Annotated in this window: 16 protein-coding genes; 7 read left to right on the top strand and 9 right to left on the bottom strand. The window is 71.8% G+C overall.

Translation table 11 applies throughout. From position 1 onward, the window contains the following. Positions 1 to 26 precede the first annotated feature (26 nt). Entirely contained in the window at positions 27 to 1052 is a 1026-nt protein-coding gene (locus tag AB0J71_RS08320; protein ID WP_352328468.1) for a LacI family DNA-binding transcriptional regulator, read from the bottom strand. After that, entirely contained in the window at positions 1049 to 2518 is a 1470-nt protein-coding gene (locus AB0J71_RS08315) for a glycoside hydrolase family 13 protein (RefSeq protein WP_364413398.1), read from the bottom strand. The genes AB0J71_RS08320 and AB0J71_RS08315 overlap by 4 nt, the downstream gene beginning before the upstream one ends. A 231-nt stretch (positions 2519 to 2749) precedes the next feature. On the opposite strand from AB0J71_RS08315, the gene AB0J71_RS08310 reads away from it, so the two are divergent. Further along, entirely contained in the window at positions 2750 to 4033 is a 1284-nt protein-coding gene (locus AB0J71_RS08310; protein ID WP_352328471.1) for an ATP-binding cassette domain-containing protein, read from the top strand. A gap of 219 nt (positions 4034 to 4252) precedes the next feature. On the opposite strand, the gene AB0J71_RS08305 is transcribed toward AB0J71_RS08310, so the two are convergent. Next, complete coding sequence (locus AB0J71_RS08305; RefSeq protein ID WP_364413396.1) at positions 4253 to 4483, bottom strand: hypothetical protein; 231 nt, start codon at positions 4481 to 4483, stop codon at positions 4253 to 4255. A 255-nt stretch (positions 4484 to 4738) separates the two neighbouring features. Between AB0J71_RS08305 and AB0J71_RS08300 the strand changes: the two genes are divergently transcribed. From AB0J71_RS08300 to AB0J71_RS08290, 3 genes are all read left to right on the top strand, one after another. Further along, on the top strand, positions 4739 to 5350 hold the full coding sequence (locus tag AB0J71_RS08300; RefSeq protein ID WP_364413394.1) for an RICIN domain-containing protein: 612 nt from the start codon (positions 4739 to 4741) through the stop codon (positions 5348 to 5350). A 138-nt stretch (positions 5351 to 5488) separates the two neighbouring features. After that, positions 5489 to 5743, top strand: a complete 255-nt coding sequence (locus AB0J71_RS08295) for a hypothetical protein (RefSeq protein WP_364413392.1) — start codon at positions 5489 to 5491, stop codon at positions 5741 to 5743. 650 nt (positions 5744 to 6393) lie between these two features. Then, the gene (locus AB0J71_RS08290; protein ID WP_364389735.1) at positions 6394 to 7017 is read left to right on the top strand and encodes an NAD(P)H-dependent oxidoreductase; all 624 of its coding nucleotides are present in this window, start codon (positions 6394 to 6396) and stop codon (positions 7015 to 7017) included. Between the two features lie 95 nt (positions 7018 to 7112). Here AB0J71_RS08290 and AB0J71_RS08285 read toward each other — a convergent pair whose 3' ends face one another. The 3 genes from AB0J71_RS08285 to AB0J71_RS08275 form a co-directional block, all read right to left on the bottom strand. Continuing rightward, positions 7113 to 8288: a hypothetical protein gene (locus AB0J71_RS08285; protein WP_364413390.1), complete on the bottom strand. Its 1176-nt coding sequence runs from the start codon at positions 8286 to 8288 to the stop codon at positions 7113 to 7115. A gap of 187 nt (positions 8289 to 8475) precedes the next feature. Further along, positions 8476 to 9738, bottom strand: a complete 1263-nt coding sequence (locus tag AB0J71_RS08280; protein WP_364413388.1) for an acyltransferase — start codon at positions 9736 to 9738, stop codon at positions 8476 to 8478. 24 nt (positions 9739 to 9762) lie between these two features. Then, positions 9763 to 10875, bottom strand: a complete 1113-nt coding sequence (locus AB0J71_RS08275; RefSeq protein WP_364413386.1) for a cation diffusion facilitator family transporter — start codon at positions 10873 to 10875, stop codon at positions 9763 to 9765. 51 nt (positions 10876 to 10926) lie between these two features. Between AB0J71_RS08275 and AB0J71_RS08270 the strand changes: the two genes are divergently transcribed. Then, positions 10927 to 11283 carry a metalloregulator ArsR/SmtB family transcription factor gene (locus AB0J71_RS08270; protein WP_352326755.1) on the top strand — a complete coding sequence of 119 codons (357 nt, stop codon included), beginning with the start codon at positions 10927 to 10929 and terminating at the stop codon, positions 11281 to 11283. Here AB0J71_RS08270 and AB0J71_RS08265 read toward each other — a convergent pair whose 3' ends face one another. From AB0J71_RS08265 to AB0J71_RS08255, 3 genes are all read right to left on the bottom strand, one after another. Continuing rightward, the gene (locus AB0J71_RS08265; RefSeq protein ID WP_352326753.1) at positions 11284 to 12447 is read right to left on the bottom strand and encodes an acyl-CoA dehydrogenase family protein; all 1164 of its coding nucleotides are present in this window, start codon (positions 12445 to 12447) and stop codon (positions 11284 to 11286) included. Between the two features lie 42 nt (positions 12448 to 12489). Next, positions 12490 to 13125: an amino acid-binding protein gene (locus AB0J71_RS08260; RefSeq protein WP_352326751.1), complete on the bottom strand. Its 636-nt coding sequence runs from the start codon at positions 13123 to 13125 to the stop codon at positions 12490 to 12492. Between the two features lie 243 nt (positions 13126 to 13368). Next, positions 13369 to 16494 carry a cytochrome P450 gene (locus tag AB0J71_RS08255; protein WP_364413384.1) on the bottom strand — a complete coding sequence of 1042 codons (3126 nt, stop codon included), beginning with the start codon at positions 16492 to 16494 and terminating at the stop codon, positions 13369 to 13371. Positions 16495 to 16548: 54 nt separating this feature from the next. Here AB0J71_RS08255 and AB0J71_RS08250 point away from each other — a divergent pair, with 54 nt between their 5' ends. After that, positions 16549 to 17106 (top strand): WHG domain-containing protein, encoded by a 558-nt coding sequence (locus AB0J71_RS08250; RefSeq protein ID WP_352326747.1) that lies wholly within the window; start codon positions 16549 to 16551, stop codon positions 17104 to 17106. Between the two features lie 70 nt (positions 17107 to 17176). Further along, complete coding sequence (locus AB0J71_RS08245) at positions 17177 to 18337, top strand: thiolase family protein (RefSeq protein WP_364413382.1); 1161 nt, start codon at positions 17177 to 17179, stop codon at positions 18335 to 18337. The last annotated feature ends 3 nt before the right edge of the window (positions 18338 to 18340 follow it).

The following is an 18340-nucleotide window of genomic DNA, read 5'->3' as shown; positions in this document are numbered from 1 at the left end:
CGACCTTTCACAGTAGGCGTCCGGGGTCAGCGGTTGACCAGCGGACCGGAACCGGTGGAGCCGCGCACGACCAGCTCCGGCTGGAAGATCAGCTCGACGTGCTTGGCCGGCGCGCCGCTGACCTCCTCCAGCAGTGTCTGCACGGCGGCCGAGGCCATCGCCCCGATCGGCTTGCGGACGGTGGTGAGCGGCGGGTCGGTGAACGCGATCAGCGGCGAGTCGTCGAACCCGACCACCGACACGTCGCCCGGCACCGCCAGCCCCTTCTGCCGGCAGGCGCGGATCGCGCCGAGCGCCATCAGGTCGCTCGCGCACACGATGCCGGTGCACCCGCGGGCCAGCAGCTGCGCGGCGGCGGCCTGCCCGCCCTCGACCGAGAACAGCGAGTGGGAGATCAGGTCGTCGACATCGGTGGCGCCGAGCAGGTGGGCCATCGCCTGCTTGTAACCCTCGATCTTCCTGATCACCGGGACGAACCGGCGCGGCCCGAGCGCGAGCCCGACGCGTTCGTGGCCGAGGTCGACCAGGTGCTGGACGGCCAGCCGGGCAGCGAGGCGGTCGTCGGGCGAGATGAAGGGCGCGTCGATGTGCTCGCTGTAGCCGTCGACCAGCACGATCGGCAGGCCGCGGTCGATCAGGCGGGTGTAGCGGTCCATCCGGGCGGTGGTGTCGGCGTGCAGGCCGGAGACGAAGACGATGCCGCTGACACCGCGGTCGACCAGCAGCTCGGTGAACTCGTCCTCGGGGGCGCCGCCGGGCAGCTGGGTGCACAGCACGGGCGTGTAGCCGTGCTGGGTCAGGGCCTTCTCGATGGCCTGCGCGAACGCCGGGAAGATCGGGTTGTCCAGCTCGGGCGTGACGAGCCCGATGAGCCCGTTGCTGCGCTGCCTGAGCCGGGGCGGCCGCTCGTAACCCATCAGGTCGAGGGCCGTCATCACCGCCTGCCGGGTGCCTGCCGAGACGCCGGGCTTGCCGTTGAGCACCCGGCTGACCGTGGCCTCACTCACCCCGGCCTGGGCGGCGATGTCGGCTAGGCGAGCGTGACCGTTCATGGAACACACTTTACTTTCCACCAGGCGGCCGAATCGGCTGCTCCCGGGACATCGGAGGCGAGCAGCAGCTCTCCCTCGACGCCGAAGTCGACGGGCGCGCCGGTCAGGTTGACGGTGCACAGCACGTCGCCGCGGGAGAAGACCAGTGTGCCCTCGGGCGAGTCGTGCCAGACCAGGTCGCCGTCCAGGGAGCGGCGCAGGCGCAGCGCGGCGCGGTAGAGCTCCAGGGTGGAGCCCGTGACGCCGTCCTGGGCCTGGACGCTGAGGTCGGCCCAGTCGGCCGGGATCGGCAGCCACGGGTCGCGCCAGCCGAGCTCGCGGGTCCACGGCAGCGGCACGCGGCAGCCGTCCCGCCCGCTGTCGGGGTCGCGCAGCCGCTGCGGGTCCTGGCACACCTCCTCCGGCAGGTCGAGCACCTCGGGAAGGCCCAGCTCCTCGCCCTGGTAGACGTAGGCCGAGCCGGGCAGCGCGAGGGTCAGCAGCGCCGCGGCGCGGGCTCTGGCCAGGCTGCCGTAGCGGGTGACGTGCCGCTTGACATCGTGGTTCGACAACACCCAGGTGGTGGGCGCGCCCACGGAGCCGGCCGTGGCGAGCGAGGAGTCGATCACCGCGCGCAGTTCGGCGGCGTCCCACGGGGTGAACAGGTAGTGGAAGTTGAAGGCCTGGTGGAGCTCGTCGGGCCGGACGTACATGGCCAGGCGTTCGGCGGTGGGCGCCCACGCCTCGGCGACGCCGATGCGCTCGCCGGGGTAGGAGTCGAGCACGCGCCGCCAGGCCCGGTGGATCTCGTGCACGCCGTCGTTGTCGAAGTACGGCACCGGCTCGCGGCCGATCATCCTGGTCTGGTTCGCGTGGCCGATGTCGGGCAGGCCGGCCGGTTTGACCATGCCGTGCGCCACGTCCACGCGGAAGCCGTCCACGCCCAGGTCGAGCCAGAAGCGCAGGATCGACTCGAACTCGCCGCGCACCTCGTCGTCGTCCCAGTTGAGGTCGGGCTGGGCGGGGTCGAACAGGTGCAGGTACCACTGGCCGTCCTCGACCTGGGTCCAGGCGGGGCCGCCGAAGATCGACTCCCAGTCGTTGGGCTGGTCGCGGAAGATGTACCGATCGCGTCGCTCGCCGCGCAGCGCGGCCTGGAACCAGGCGTGCGCCGAGGAGGTGTGGTTCGGTACGACGTCCACGATGACGCGCAGGCCGTGGCCGTGGGCCTCGTCGATGAGCGCCTTGGCGTCGGCCAGGGAGCCGAACAGCGGGTCGACGTCCCGGTAGTCGGCCACGTCGTAGCCGAAGTCGGCCATCGGCGAGGTGTAGAAGGGCGTCAGCCAGATTGCGTCCACGCCCAGCTCGACCAGGTACGGCAGGCGATCGCGCACGCCGATCAGGTCACCGACGCCGTCGCCGTTGCCGTCGGCGAAACTGCGCACGTAGACCTGGTAGATCACGGCGTCACGCCACCACATGCTCATGGATCTCCCCCCGGGTTGCCCGCACCATGAAAGCCCTTGCCGCAAGTTTACGCAAGCCCTTCCATGCACCTCGCATCCGGATTTATGGGTATACGGACGCCTAAAACCCCTGGCCGAAACCACTGCGGATGAGATTCTTTATGTCAAGGGTGGACATCCAGTGTTAAGGCGCGATGTACTACCTCTTCAATCAGCCTCGTCACAGGTGACACGCGCGCAAGGTGTGGGCCCATGAGCTCGGTCGTTCTCGACAAAGTGACCAAGGTGTATCCGGGCGACTACCTGGCAGTCGACCGGCTGAGCCTGCAGGCCGAGGATGGCGAGTTCCTCGTCCTCCTCGGCCCTTCCGGTTGCGGCAAGTCCACGCTGTTGCGGATGATCGCCGGCCTGGAGGAGATCACGGAAGGCGATCTCTGGCTGGACGGCCAGCTCGCCAACCACCTGCCCCCGCGCGACCGCGACGTGGCCATGGTGTTCCAGAACGGCGCCCTCTACCCCCACCGGACCGTGCGCGGGAACATCGCCTTCCCCCTGGAGATCGCCAAGTCGGACCCGGCGATGGTGCGCGACCGCGTCACCGAGCTGTCGAAGGCGCTGCACATCGACGAGACGCTCGACCGCCGCCCCGGCACCCTGTCGGGCGGCCAGCGGCAGCGCGTGGCGATGGGCCGGGCGATCGTCCGGCAGCCGAAGTTGTTCCTCATGGACGAGCCGCTGTCGAACCTCGACGCCGGCATGCGCACCGAACTGCGGATGGAGATCTCCGCGCTGGTCAGGTCGCTCGGGGTCACCACGATCTACGTCACGCACGACCAGGTCGAGGCGCTCACCCTGGCCGACCGGATCGCGATCCTGAATCGCGGTGTCCTGCAGGACGTCGGCACTCCGGCCCAGATTTACAACGATCCAGCGACGGCGTTCGTGGCGGCCTTCCTCAACTCTCAGCAGTTGAACCTGTTGGCGGCCGGTGTCAGAACGCCGCAGAACCAGTATGTCATGCTCGACTTCGGCCCGCACCGGCTCACGATGCCCTGGAGCGATCCCAGGGCGTACGCGATCTCTCAGCACACGGGCGGGCAGGTGCTGGTCGGCATGCGTCCTGACGGGCTGGCGCCGGTGCCGGAGTCCTACGACGGGCCGTCCTTCTACGGGCGGGTGCGGGCGCTGGAGTACCACGGGCACGAGTGGCTGGCGTACTTGGAGTGCGGCATGCCGGCCGTGCCGGTGCCCGAGCCGCCGGACCCGCGCGCCCGCCTCAACGGCGAGCGCAGCGGCGCGGGCGGGCTGACGGGGATGGTGCGGCGGCTCTTCTCGCAGCGCGCGCAGGAGCACGAGGAGCAGGAGCAGGTCGGCCAGAACGTGGGCAGCGGCTTCCACCGCCGCTCCGACCTGATCGTCCGGCTGGGCAACCGGCCGATGTGGCGGGCGGGGGACGCGGCGAAGGTCGCGGTGGATCTGTCCCGTCTCATGATCTTCACTCTGGACGGCGCCCGCATCGACCCGCCCCGCCGCTGACCCCTGGCGCGCACCTCCAGGCTCGCCGCGAAACCACTCCTGACGCCTCGCCCACCGTCGCCCGCGACCGGTGGGCGCAACCGGACGCCTGGCTGTGCTCGCCGGCAGGCCGGTCGAGCGCAGGCACATGGATACCCTTTGGCCCGGCGACGGCATGCAGGTGCCGGCCGGTTCGCTGCTCGCGGTCGCGCCCGTGTGACAGCAACCGGAGCCGGGCGGTCATGTCGTCGCGGCGAACAGGCCGAGCTGGGCGAACGTCGGCGCGGCCGGTGCAACCAGACCGGTGGCCGGGACAAGCCAGTCGGTCATCCCGGCCACGAGGGCCTGGATCGCGTCGTAGTGGGGCATGCTGGCGGGTACGTGGTCGTCGAACACCTCAGCGACGCCGGGCGGGAATTTCCAGGCGCCCGTTCCGAACTGCTCCGCAATGTCAATGTCGACGTTGTCCAATGGCGCGGAGTCAGATGGGCACAAGCGACAGATGCGTGCCGTGCCAGCAAAGGAACTTCCTTTCGGCCGCGCCACGTAAAGCTGAAGTCGACGAAGCGAAGCGGCTGAGACTCAAACTGCCCACTTCTCCCGAACAAGGTAATTGGCGAGACGTTGAATACGCCTTGGCAGAGCCCGAAGGATCCCGCGATAGGCTTATTTGCGCTCCCGTATTCAGAGCTCGCCTCTGCGACAAGAGCGCCAGGGGGAATCGCCATGCCGAAACCCAAGACCTGTCTACACGCGATCACCGCATCATTCCTGCTTCTCGCCGTGCTGCCGCCCGCGTCCGCGAACACGGACAGCCATCGTGTTCGAGGTCCCGACACCTGGATCACCAACCCGATCACAGAAGGGCAGCTCTTCGTCGACATACCGAACACCTGTCACTACAACCTTGAGAACCCTGAATGCACCCTCGGCTCACGCATACGACTGGGCGCCAAGGTCGGCGGAAACTACCACGCCTTCTTCTTCGAGTCCCCGCCCAGCGGAGCCAACGCCGACCTCATCAAATGGACCGGCCAGAACGGCACGAAATGTCTGGACGTCGCGAACGGCGGTACAGGCAACGGCACACCCGTCGTCCTCTGGGGCTGTCACGGAGGCCCCAATCAGCAGTGGGTGACCGATGAATTCTACAGCGGCCCCCACAAGGGTTTCAGACGCCTGGTAAGCGTCAGCAGCGGAAGATGCCTCGACGTCGAAAACGGGTCGTATCCCAACTGGCCGCCGCCTAATGCGCCTCTACAGATATGGGACTGCTTCAGTCCCACCCAATGGGCCAACAACCGTGTCAACCAGGTCTGGCAGTACAAGCGACGGTAGTGCCTGGGCGCACGATCACGAGGCGCTCCGGCCACGCCGGGCCCAGCGCAGGACACCGACCCGCCCGCGTTGACTTCCGGGCCGACGGGCCGCCTACTGCTTGTAGGGAGAGCTTGGCTCCGCGACACGGGAGGGCTCATGGCCAAGAAGGGCAGCATCGAGAGGGCGATCGATAAGGTCGAAGAACAGATCATCCGCGACACGCCAGACGGCGGGCTGAAGGGCGCCGTGAAGGGGGCGGACAGGGGGGCCACCGCCGGCATCATCCTCGGCGGCTTGGCCGGCGCCGACGGCGGCCTGACGGGCATGGCGGTCGGTGCCCATCTCGGCGGGATCGCCGGGGGAATCCGCGGCGCCGTTCTCGGGGCGAAGAAGAAGAGGCAGAAGGACTGAAACCCCTGCCACAGCGTGAGGGGCACCCGGCCGCAGGCCGAGCGGCCCTCACGCTGGTATGCGTCCTGAGTCAGGCCCCCGAGGGCGGCGGTCGAATGCCACCCAGTTGCCGCACCTTCTGGCTCGTGCCGCCGCCGAAATCAGATCGCAGTACGGCGCTCCAATGTCGCCGCCGAAACCGGACAGACGCAGCGGCTGTGTGGACGCTTCGTGGTGCGACATCGGACTTTCGCGCTTGGACAGCCGGCACGATCGAGCAGTGCGCGCCCGAGAGCGGGACCATGCGGCGGATGCTCTTCGTGCCGTCGATCAGCATGATCACGGTCGGGCCCTCCGGCGCGAGCCACAGCCGCGCCTGCCACGGGATGAACACGCCCTCGGAATGCGGGGGTTCCCTCCCAGCCGCTCGCGCCCGTCCAGGCGCGGCGGGGGACCCAGCGGAGGGACAGGGGCGCGAAGGGCTTACGTCGCGCTGACCTGCGGCGCAGGACGTCAACGCCTCGATGCGCCCCACGTGCCCGCCACGACGACGACGAAGGCCCACGCAGAAGCGGGCACGTCGGCCGTGCCTGATCGAGCCTTGACCAAGCGGACTTCGGTCCGTATTGTTGGCGGCACTAAGCGGACCATAGTCCAGAAAGGTGTTCGCCATGTCCAGGTTGCTGCACATCTCCGCCTCGCCCCGCGGCACGGAGTCGATCTCCGCCGCCATCGCCGAGACGTTCGTCCAGGAGTACCTCGCCACCCACCCCGGCCACACCGTGGACCGGTTCGACCTCTGGGACGGCACCCTGCCCGAGTTCGGCCCCGCCGCCGCCCGCGCCAAGATGACGGTGTTCGGCGGCGGCACCCCCGCGGGCGAGGAGGCCGAGGCCTGGGCCGCGGCGGTCAGGACGTTCGAGCGCTTCGACGCCTACGACCGCTACCTGTTCAGCGTGCCGATGTGGAACGCGGGCGTGCCGTACAAGCTCAAGCAGTTCATCGACGTGGTCAGCCAGCCCGCGATGATCTTCGACGTGCACCCGGAGACGGGGTACCGCGCGCTGCTGACCGGCAAGCGCGCGGCCGTCGTCTACACCAGCGCGGTGTGGGGGCCGGGGCTCGGCCCGGAGTTCGGCGCCGACTTCCAGTCCACGTTCTTCGGCGACTGGCTGCGCTGGACGGGCATCGCCGACGTCCAGGAGATCCGCCACCACCCCACGCTCACCGGCTCCTACGACGCCGAACGCAAGCAGGCCGACGAACACGCCCGGCGCGTCGCCCGGACCTTCTAGACCGCCGCCCGCCGCGTCGCCCGAACCTTCCAGACCGCCGCCCGCCGCGTCGGCAGGACCTTCCAGACCGCCGCCCAACGCGTCGCCATGACGTTCTAGACCGTCGCCGGGCTCCAGCGCGGACCGGCCGGGGTGTCCTCCACGGTCACGCCGCCGCGCGCCATCGCCGCGCGCAGCGCGTCCGCGATCTCGTACCGCCCCTCCCGCCGCAGCTGCGCGCGCAGCTCGAGCAGGGGTTCGACCAGGGCGCGCAGGCCGGCGGTCGCGGCGACCTCGCCCAGCCGGGCGATCAGCAGCCGCATGAGCTCCCGGGCCTGGTCGACCCCGCCGGCGTCCTCCTCGGTGTCGGCCGCCCAGGTGACGATCTCCGCCTCCAGGTCGAGCACGAGCCGCGCCGCCGCCACCAGGTCCGGCCTGCCGACCGCGTCCTCGAACAGCCGCTCGCAGGAGCGGATCGTCTCCTCCAGCGTGACGGCAGGGCCCACGGCGGGGGCGGGCCGGGGCGGCGGGACCGTCCCGGTCGTGGCGCCCGCCGCCAGGTCGCGGATGACGGCCAGGCTCGTACGGGTCCCGGCCGGCAGGACGGTCACCGCCCCCGGACGCCGTACGGTCAGGCCGCCGCGCCCCGCCACCTCCACCGCCTCCGACTCCAGGTTGATGATCAGCGCCGTGTGCTCGTCGAGCCCCAGGACGGCGGTCTCCGGCGGCAGCTCCCGCTCCATCCGCGACAGCCGCCGCTCGCCCAGGTAGCAGTAGCGGGTGTCGTGGCTGCCGCCCTCGGCGTTGTCGAAGTGCGGGATCAGCACGGCCCGCAGGCCCAGCGGCGCCAGCAGGCCGATGCCCTCGCGCCAGTGAGGGTCGGCGCCCACCTTGTAGATCTCGTAGACGGGCACGGTGGCCAGGCCCGCGGTGCAGGCGGCGGCCGAGGCGAGCACGGTCACCCCCTGCCGGGAGCGCACCCGGGCGCGCAGGTCGCCGGCCACGCCGGAGGCGGCCCACCGGTCGAGCGCGTACGTGGGGCTGCCCGGCCCCGAGAACACCCAGTCCGCGCCCACGATCCCGGTGGCCGGCTCGACCTCCAGCCCGACGCTGCGGGCGAAGTAGCGGCGGGCGCGGGCGGAGATGTCGGCGGCGTTCTCCTGGAAGGCGTAGGGCGTGTCGAGCAGCACGGCACGGGCTCCCGCGCGCAGCCCGCGGGCCACCGCCCGGTGGACCTCGACCATGGTCGGGCTCGTCTCCCCCGACCCCATGAGCACCAGTGAACCCGGCATGACCTCGGCCCCTCTCCCACCCGCCGGCGACCGCGGGGGCCCCGGCATGCGCCCTGACCGGCCCCGGGCCCGGCGAGAGCGCCGAGGAGGCCGCGCGACGGCCCGGCAGGGTCCGCGCCGATGACCCGCACCCCATCTTGCCCTCCACGAGCCGGCGGCACGAGCCCGGCGACCGGATCGTGCCGGCCTACGCGGTGCGCCCCGAGCCGTCGCCCTGGCCGCCCGCGGCCGGGGCGCCCGTGACGGGGATCGCGCGCGGCGCGGCGCCCGCGGCGGCGGACCGCCGGGAGAGCCGCCGGCCCAGCGCCTGCATGGGGCGCTCGACGTAGCGGTAGGAGAGCGCGCTGACGGCCAGGATCAGCACCAGGGCCAGCCCGGCCATCGCGAGCTGGTACGGCAGCGGCGCCCGGCGCAGGTCGCCGGTGACCTCCACGAAGTACTTCAGCAGCGGATGGTGCACCAGGTAGAGCGAGTAGCTGATCAGCCCGAGCCAGGTGAGCGCGGCGGGCAGCCGCCGCCCGCGCAGCGCCATCGCGCCCGCGAAGGTGGCCGCCGCCAGCGCGATCGTGGTCAGCCACACGTCGGCCTCGACCCACCACCAGCCGCTCTCGATCGCCCACACCGGAGCCACGGCGACCAGCGCCGCCGTCACCGCGACCGGCCACAGGCCGCCGCGCCCGCGCTCCCACCGGTGGATCGCCGTGCCGGCGAACATGACCGCGACCACGGCCGCGCCCAGCCACGGCACCCGGCTGCTCAGCAGCAGCAACGCCAGCGCCATCAGCCCGAGCACGCACGCGGCGGTCCGGCGGAACCAGCCGCCGACCACGCAGGCGAGCCCGGCGCCGAACACCGCGCACGACACGTACGCCGGCCATCCGCCGCGCAGGACCGCCCCCGACACCACCAGCCCCACCGCCACGGACGCCCCGGCGAACAGGACGGACACCAGCCCGCTGCGCTCGTGCGCCCTGACCAGGAACAGCGCCGTGACCAGCAGGTAGAACACCATCTCGTACGACAGCGTCCACATCGTGTCGGCCACGCCGCCCACGCTCACGACGTCGAGCAGCATGGTCGCGTGGGCCGCGACCGCGCTGCCGTCGCGCGGCACGCCCTCGCGCACCGGCACCCACCAGGACGCGGCCAGCACCAGCGCGATCACGGCCAGGTAGAGGGGGTAGAGGCGGAAGGCGCGGCTGGCCCAGAAGGCCCGCACGTCGCCGTGCCGTTCCAGCGAAGTCGGGATGATGTACCCGCTGACCAGGAAGAACACCAGGATGCCGTAGACGCCGAGGCTGAACCAGTAGGGCCGCAGCGCGGGCAGGAACCACGGCAGCAGGTGCTCGGCGACCACCGCGAGCGCGCCGATGCCGCGCAGCGCGTCGAGCCAGGCGAGCCAGGACGGCGCGCCTGGCGTGGTCGGGTGGGAGGACGCGGCGGTCGGCACCCGCCCCAACTTACCCGCAGCGGGCTAGGTGATGCGGTGGGTCGCCAGGGACGCGTGGTGGTCGGCCCCGTCGGGGCCGCAGGGGTCGGTGTGGACGGTGGCGGCGCGCAGGCGCGGCAGGTCGTGGATGAGGCGGTGCTCGGCCTCGACCGCCACGGCGTGCGCGTCCACGACCGACATGGCGTGGTCGACCAGGATCTCGACCTCGGCGTGCAGGGCGTGGCCGAGCCAGCGCAGGCGCACAGAGCCGACGCGCTCGACGCCGGGGACGCCGGCCAGGATGCGCTCGGCCTCGTCCACCAGGGCGGGGTCGACGGCGTCCATGAGGCGGTGGTAGATCTCGCGGGCGGCGTCGCGCAGGACGAAGCAGATGGCGACCGTGATCAGCAGGCCCACGACCGGGTCGGCGATCGGGAACCCGAGTGCCGCGCCGCCCGCGCCGAGGAGCACGGCGAGGGAGGTGAAGCCGTCGGTCCTGGCGTGCAGGCCGTCGGCCACGAGCGCGGCCGAGCCGATCTGGCGGCCCACGGTGATGCGGTAGCGCGCCACCCACTCGTTGCCGACGAACCCGGCCAGCGCGGCGGCGGCGACCCAGCCGAGCGCCCGGACGTCCTGGGGCTCGACCAGCCGCCGGACGGCCTCGTACCCGGCGAGCGCGGCCGAGGCGGCGATGAGCACGACGATGGCGATGCCCGCGAGGTCCTCGGCCCTGCCGTAGCCGTAGGTGAAGCGGCGGGTGGCGGCGCGGCGGCCGAGCGAGAACGCGATGGCCAGCGGGACGGCGGTCAGCGCGTCGGCCAGGTTGTGCAGGGTGTCGCCGAGCAGCGCGACCGATCCCGACGCCACGACGATCACCGCCTGGACCACGGCGGTGAGCATGAGGACGGCGAAGGACACGGCCAGCACGCGCATGCCCCGGCTGCTGGACTCCAGGGCGCTGTCGGTCCTGGCGGCGCTGTCGTGGCTGTGCGGCGTTAACACGTGCGCGACCTTGGCGGCCAGCGCCCTGACCCCCCGCCGCTCCCCCGGCCCGTGACCGTGCCCGTGCCCGTGGCCGTGACCATTCCCGTGACCGTGACGGTGGCCGTGGCCGTGGCCGTGGCCGTGGCCGTGCGGATGGGTATCGGAGTCAGACATGAGCACCCCTTCGCTTGCGCAGCTCGTCCGCTCCGGCCAGGATATGTAGTCATGTACGCACGCGACAACGTCTCAGGTGCGGACCACTCGCAGGAGCAACCCACTCCCGCCCAGGTCAACGCCGCCGTGGACGCCTTCCGCATGCTCGGCGACGCCACCCGGCTCCGGCTGATGTGGGAACTGTCAGCCGGCGAGCTGGACGTCAACTCCCTGGCCGAGGCGGTCGGCGCGGCGCGCCCGTCGGTCTCGCAGCACCTGGCCAAGCTCCGGCTGGCCGGCCTGGTGGACACCCGCAGGGACGGCCGCCGGGTGCTCTACCGCGCCCGCGACGGGCACGTGCGGGCGCTCATCGCCGAGGCGCTGTCCCATGCCGACCACGAGGTCTCGGGGCTGCCCCGGCACGACTAGCTACCAGCCCACCCGGCCCTTGCCGGAGACGAGGGCGCGGGCGATCACCAGCCGCTGCACGTCGTTGGTGCCCTCGCCGATCGCCATCAGCGGCGCGTCCCGGTAGAGCCGTTCGACCACGAACTCCTGGGAGTAGCCGTAGCCGCCGTGGATGCGCATCGCCTCCAGCGACGCCTTGAGCGCCACCTCGGAGGCGAAGTACTTGGCCATGCCCGCCTCCATGTCCACCCGCTTGCCGCCGTCCGCCTGGGCGGCGGCCCAGTACGTGAGCAGCCGGGCGGCCTGGATCTCGGTGGCCAGGTCGGCGAGCTTGAGCTGGATGGCCTGGAAGTCGGCGATGGGCTGCCCGAACGCGGTGCGCTCGCGCGCGTACTCCAGGGCGGCGTCGTAGGCCGCCTGCGCGACGCCGACCGCGCGGGCGGCGATGTTGACCCGGCCGATCTCCAGCCCGCCCAGCACCTGCTGCATGCCGCGTCCTTCGACGCCCCCGAGCAGCGCCGAGACCGGCACGCGCACCTCGTCGAGCACGACCTCGCAGGTCTCAGTGCCCTTGTAGCCGAGCTTGGGCAGGTCGCGGCTGACGCCGAAGCCGGGCGCGGCCGGATCGACGAGCAGCACCGACATGCCCTTGTGGGCGGGCTCGGTGACCGAGGTCTTGACCAGGACGGGCAGCGGGTCGGCGTGCCGGGCGTTGGTGATCCACGTCTTGGTGCCGGTCACCACGTAGTGGTCGCCGTCGCGCACCGCGCGGGTCTGGATGCCCTGCAGGTCGGTGCCGGCGCCGGGCTCGGTGAGCGCGATGGCGGTACGCCGGACGCCCGCGGCCAGGTCGGCGAGGTGGAGGCGTTTCTGCTCGTCGGTGCCGTGTTTGGCGATCATCCAGCAGGCCAGCGAGTGGGAGCCGATCGTGCCCGCCACGCCCATCCAGCCGCGCGCGATCTCCTCGAAGACCAGCGCGAAGGAGACCATGTCGGCGCCGAGGCCGCCGTACTCCTCGGGGACGGTCAGCCCGAACAGCCCCATCTGCTTCATCTTCTCGACGATCTCGGTGGGGTAGCGGCCCGAGTGCTCCCACTCGGTGGCCACGGGCAGGATCTCCTTCTCCACGAAGGCGCGCAGGGTCTCGCGGAAGGCCTTCTGCTCGTCGGTCAGCTCGAAATCCATGGCCTCAGGTCCTCTGCGCGGGAGGGACGGTCGAGGCTCACGTTATTCGTCTGATGTTTGGCCGGTCAATCGTCCGGGGGCGCCGGCGGCCAGCTTGGCGACGACGTCCACGATGCGGACCGCGCGTTCCAGCTCGGCCCGGTGGAAGACCGGGCCGCCGGCCCGCGCGACGACGACGTGCATGCCCTGCGGGACGAGGGGCAGCAACATCAGCCGCAGGTCCGCCGAGTCCAGGGTGATCGCGCGCGGCGGCGGGTCGGGCAGGTTCACCACCTCGGGCGCGGCCATCGAGGCGTGCCGCACGGCTCCGTCCTCGACCGCGACCGACCACTCGGCGCCGCACAGCGCGGGCAGGGCGTCCACCAGCGTGGCCAGCCCGCGGGCCGGCTCGGTCGCCACGTGCATGAGCAGGTCGTAGTCGGGGGCGGAGCCGGGCACGTCACGGGTGGGCCAGACGCCCTCGACGCGTACGCCCGGCGTCGCCGAGAGCCGCTCGCAGACCTCCGTCGCGCTGACCGGGCCCGGCCAGGACACGATGAAGTCGTCCACCGCCCGGCCGGTCTCCCGTTCCAGCACGGTGACCTGCAGGATGTCGGCGCCGAGCGTCCCCAGCGCCTTCGCGACCTGGCCAAGGCCGCCCGGCCGGTCCGGCAGGGACACCCTCAGTCGCAGCAGCATTGGCCGCCCCCTTCCCAGAGGCTCTCACAGTGCCGTAGACAGGTTTCGCGCACGTTCCACGGATATGTCGCGCATGCTGCGCTTATATCCCAGGATCCGGCGGTAAGTCCGGATTGTCGAACCTGGATGGCGGTTTGAGCAGGTGTTTTCCCAAAAACGACCAAGGATCGTTCAAGGATCAGGCAGACCGATCCCCGCACGTGGGGATCAGGCGGGGATCAGGCGGGAAGCAGGCAGGGCGGATCAGGCGAACACGTCCTGCTGGTAGCGGCCGTCCGCCTCCAGGGCGGCCAGCCAGGCCGCGCCGTCCCCGCCGTCCCCGCCGGTGTGCCGCCGGTGCACGTCCAGCAGCGCCTGGCGCACCGCCGGGGCCATGCGCAGGCCGTCGCCGCAGACGTACACGTACGCGCCCTGCTCCAGCAGCGCCCACACCTCCTCCGCGTGATCGGCCACGGCGTCCTGGACGTACCGGTACGGGTGCCCGGCCACGGCCGAGAACGCGGTGTGCACGTTCACCTCCTCGCGGGCGGCCCAGGCGGTCACCTCGTCCCGGTACAGCCAGTCGTGGTCGGGGTGGCGGCAGCCGGTGAACACCTCGGCCCGGCCGCCCGCTCCGCTCAGCGCCCGCTCCTCCAGGAAGCCGCGCAGGGGCGCGAACCCCGTGCCGGGGCCGACCAGGATCACCGGTGTGGCCGGATCGGCGGGCAGCCGGAACGGCGGCGCGGGCACGCGTACGTACCCGTAGAACACCTCACCGGGCCGCAGCCCGGCCAGGTACGCCGAGCACATGCCCTGGTAGGTGCCGCTGCCGGACCAGGCGGGCCCCTCGACCAGCCCGACGGTGAGCCGCACCAGGCCCGGATCGGCCAGCGGCGAGGAGGAGACCGAGTAGTAGCGCGGCCGGATCGGCCCGGCCATCTCCAGGAACACCGGCAGCGGCAGTTCGACGGCCGGGAAACGCTCCAGCAGGGCCAGCGGCGAGACCCGCTTGGCCAGGATCTCGTCGGCGTAGTTCGCGGTCAGCTCGGCGAGCTGGCCGCGCGTCCAGGGGCAGCCGGTGTGCGCGGCCAGGGCCTCCAGGTCGGCCCTGGTGGCCACCTCCTGCAGCTCGGCGAACTCGGTCAGCAGCAGGCCGGCCGTCACCGGCGTGTCCACGGGCAGGTGGGTGGCGCCGGCGGCGCGCAGCCGCACCACCTGCTCGCGCGGCACCCGCAGGCAGCGCAGGGCCCACTCGACCAGCTCGGGGTCGTTCTTGGCGAAGACGGCGACATGGTCGCCCGCCGTGTAGGTGACGCCCTCGGGCAGGCGGGCCACGATGGAGTGCACGCCGGGCCTCGGGGCCTCGGCGGAGAAGTCCCACAGCCCGGTGGGGTCGCCGGTCAGCTCCTCGTTGGACACGACGGTCATCGGCACGGCCCGCTCGGAGACGACGGCCGGCCTCACCTCGCTCTCGCCGAGCACCTCCATCTCGTAGCGCGGGCCGGCCGCGCCCGCCGGGGCGCTGTACTCCTCGGCCAGCGCCGCCCACAGCCGGGCCGTCCACGCCGAGACGTCGCCGTCGAAGTCGCCGTCGGCGTCGGCCTCGCCGCGCTCGACGAGCGGCACCGCCCCGGCGGCGGTCAGCTTCTCGCCGGCCCGGCGCGGGAAGGCCTGGTACGTCGGCCACTGGGAGTTGCCGCAGCCGAGCACCGCCAGGCGCACGCCCGACAGGTCGGGCAGCTCCTCCAGGGCGTCGAAGCGCTGCGCGTTGTCGGGCGCCTTGCCGTTGTAGGAGGAGGCGACCACGACGAGCAGCCCCTGCGACGGCGGCGTCAGGTCGTCCAGGGTGGTCAGGGTGGTGGCGAAGCCGGACCGGCCGGCCCGCTCGGCCAGCCGCTCGGCGATGTCGGCGGCGGTGCCCAGGTTGGAGCCGTAGGCGACGGTGAGCGGCACGCCGGTGACCGCGAGGTCGTGCCGCTCGCTCTCCCCGGCGGCCTGCACGTCGGCGGCGGGCGCGGTGCGCTCGTGGGCGCGGCGCTCGCGCACCCGCAGGGTGAACCCGTCGGGCTTGATGGTCAGCGTCTGCTTGATCTTCATCCGGTAGGCGTCGGGGTCGGAGACGGCGAAGCGGCGCAGGATCATGGCCAGGGCGAGCCGGGCCTCGGTCAGCGCGAACTGGCGGCCGATGCAGGCCCGCTCGCCGTTGCCGAACGGCTTGTACGCCGCCGGGTGGTGGGCCTTCTTGTTCTCCGGCAGCCAGCGGTCGATGTCGAACTCCGCCGGCCGCTCCCACGCCTTGGGGTGGCGGTGCAGCGACGGCAGCAGCACGGCGACGCTCTGGTCGGCCTCGATCTCGTACCCGCCGATGGTGGTGGCCTCGACGGCGCTGACGGCGAAGGCGGGGATCGGCGACCAGATCCGCAGCGTCTCCTCCAGGATCCGGGGGATGACGTCGAGCTTCATGATCGTCTCGTAGCTGGGCGGCTCGTCGCCGGGCAGCAGGCGGTCGACCTCGTCGTAGGCCCTGGCCAGGGTGTGCGGGTCGCGCAGCAGGTTGTACAGGGCGAAGGAGAGCAGGCCGCTGGTGGTCTCGTGCCCGGCGATGAGGAAGGTGAGCACCTGGTTGCGGATGTTCTCGTCGGACAGGCGGCCGCCGGTCTGCGGGTCGGCGGCCGCCAGCATGAGGCCGAGCAGGTCCTTGGCGTCGCCCGTTCCCTCGGCGCGGCGCTGCTTGATCACGTCGTCCACCAGGGCGCGCATGGTCTCGATGTCGCGGCGGTAGGCGTCCTCGTGGCCGCGCTTGAGCTTGGTGACGAGCGGGAGCTGCTGGTTGCGCAGCATGGCCTCGGTCAGCGCGCCGCCCATGGCCTTCAGGAACGGGTGCAGCTCGGGCGAGGCGAAGGAGTCGAACCGGAAGCCGAAGCCGGTCAGCGAGATCGTGTCCAGCGTGAGCCGGGTCATGTCGTCGGCCACGGGCAGGTCCTGCCCCTGGCGGCCGGCCCACGAGGCGACGAGCTGCTCGGCGACCTCCAGCATCTGCGGGTAGTACGCCTTCATCGAACGCTGGCTGAAGGCGGGCAGCAGGATGCGGTGCGCCTGCCCCCACACCGGCTCGTCCGGCTCGGCGGTGAACAGGCCGTCGCCGCCGAAGTCGCGCACGATCGACAGCGGCGGCTTGATGCGCTTGACGAACCTGCTCTCGTCGCACACCTCCGCGACCAGGTCGGGGTCGTAGACCAGCACGATCGTGCGGCCGGCGACCTCCAGCCGGAAGATGCCCTCCTCGTACCGCTCGGCGACCTTGACGAAGTGCTCCACCGGCGAGTCGGCCGGGATCTGCAGCGTGTTGCCCAGGATCGGCAGGCCCTGCGGGGCGGGGATACGCCTCATGAGTGCTCCCTTCGGGTAGCCATACACCGTATGGCTGACGCTACCATACGCTGTATGGCAGTGAGCGCACGCAGGGGAGCTCCCCTGAGCCTTGACGAGATCTGTTCCACGGCGCTTCGCCTGATCGACGAGGCCGGCGTCGAGGGGTTGTCGATGCGGAAACTGGCCGCCGAGCTCGACGTCAACCCCATGTCGGTCTACCACCACGTCGCGAGCAAGGAGGCGCTGCTGGCCCGCATCTGCGAGACGGTCAGCTCCCGGCTGCCGCTGCCGCCCGACGACGGCACCCCCTGGCAGGACCAGCTCCGTGCCCTGGCCCTGGCCTACCACCGGCACGCCCGGCAACATCCGGCCATGTGGTCCTACCTGCACAACCATCCCGAGTTCAGCGAGGACCGGCGGCTGCCGCTGTGGCAGGCGCTCTACCGCATCCTGCGCGCCTCCGGGGTGCCCGAGGAGGAGCTGCGGCGGACGAGCGAGGTGCTGCACGCGTTCGTCTCGGGGTTCGTCTTCGCCGAGACGCAGGGGCACCTGAGCGGCGAGCCGGAGGAGGTCGAGCGCAGCTTCGACGTCGCCCTGCACATGATCATCAACGGCCTGGCCGCACGATGACGCCTGCGTTGGAAAGTCCAACCCGCTCGCGTTAGAGTGAGTTGGAATTTCCAACGGACAGGAGGCCGCGATGCGCGACGCCGTCATCGTGCAAGCCGTACGCACCCCGATCGGCAAGGGCAAACCCGGCGGCGGGCTGCACGGGACGCACCCCGTCGACCTGCTCGCCCACGCCCTGCGCGCGCTGATCGAGCGCAGCGGCGTGGACCCGTCACTGGTCGACGACGTGATCGGCGGCTGCGTCGACCAGGTGGGCGAGCAGGCCATGAACACCACCCGCTACGCCTGGCTGGCCGCCGGCTTCCCCGACTCGGTGCCCGCGGTCACGGTCGACCGGCAGTGCGGCTCGTCCCAGCAGGCCGTGCACTTCGCCGCGCAGGGCGTCATGTCCGGCGCGTACGACCTGGTCGTGGCCTGCGGCGTGGAGTCGATGAGCCGGGTGCCCATGTGGTCGAACGTGCCGCCGGGCGCCGACCCGTTCGGGCCCTCGGTGGCCGCGCGTTTCCCCGGGGGGCTGGTCCCGCAGGGCATCAGCGCCGAGCTGATCGCCGCCAAGTGGTCGCTGAGCCGCGAGCAGATGGACGTCTTCGCCGCCGCCTCCCACGCCAAGGCCGCCGCCGCCGACTTCGGCGCCGAGCTCGTCCCGATCGCCGGCCTGGACCGCGACGAGTCGATCCGGCCCGCCACCACGCCTGAGATCCTGGCCGGGCTACGGCCCGCCTACGCCGACCCAGGCTACGCCGGGCGTTTCCCGCAGATCTCCTGGTCGGTCACCGCGGGCAACGCCAGCCCGATCAACGACGGCGCGGCGGCCGTCCTGATCACCAGCTCCGAGACCGCCGCGCGGCTCGGCCTGCGCCCGCTGGCCCGGCTGCACAGCTTCGCCGTCACGGGCTCCGACCCGCTGCTCATGCTCACCGGCGTGATCCCGGCCACGGAGAAGGTGCTGCGCCGAGCCGGGCTCGCGCTGTCCGACATCGACCTGTTCGAAGTCAACGAGGCCTTCGCCAGCGTCGTGCTGGCCTGGCTGCAGGAGACGGGGGCCGACCCGGCGAAGGTCAACGTCAACGGCGGCGCCATCGCCCTCGGTCACCCGCTCGGCGCCAGCGGCGCGCGCATCACCACCACGCTCGTGCACGCCATGCGCACGCGCGGCGCCCGCTACGCCCTGCAGACCATGTGCGAGGCGGGCGGCCTGGCCAACGCGCTCGTTCTGGAGAACGCGGGCTGAGGC

The sequence above is a fragment of the Nonomuraea sp. NPDC049637 genome (assembly GCF_040675235.1).
Classification (GTDB): Bacteria; Actinomycetota; Actinomycetes; order Streptosporangiales; family Streptosporangiaceae; genus Nonomuraea.
The sequence above is the reverse complement of the archived record's forward strand: the minus strand, read 5'-3'. Positions and strand labels throughout refer to the sequence as shown.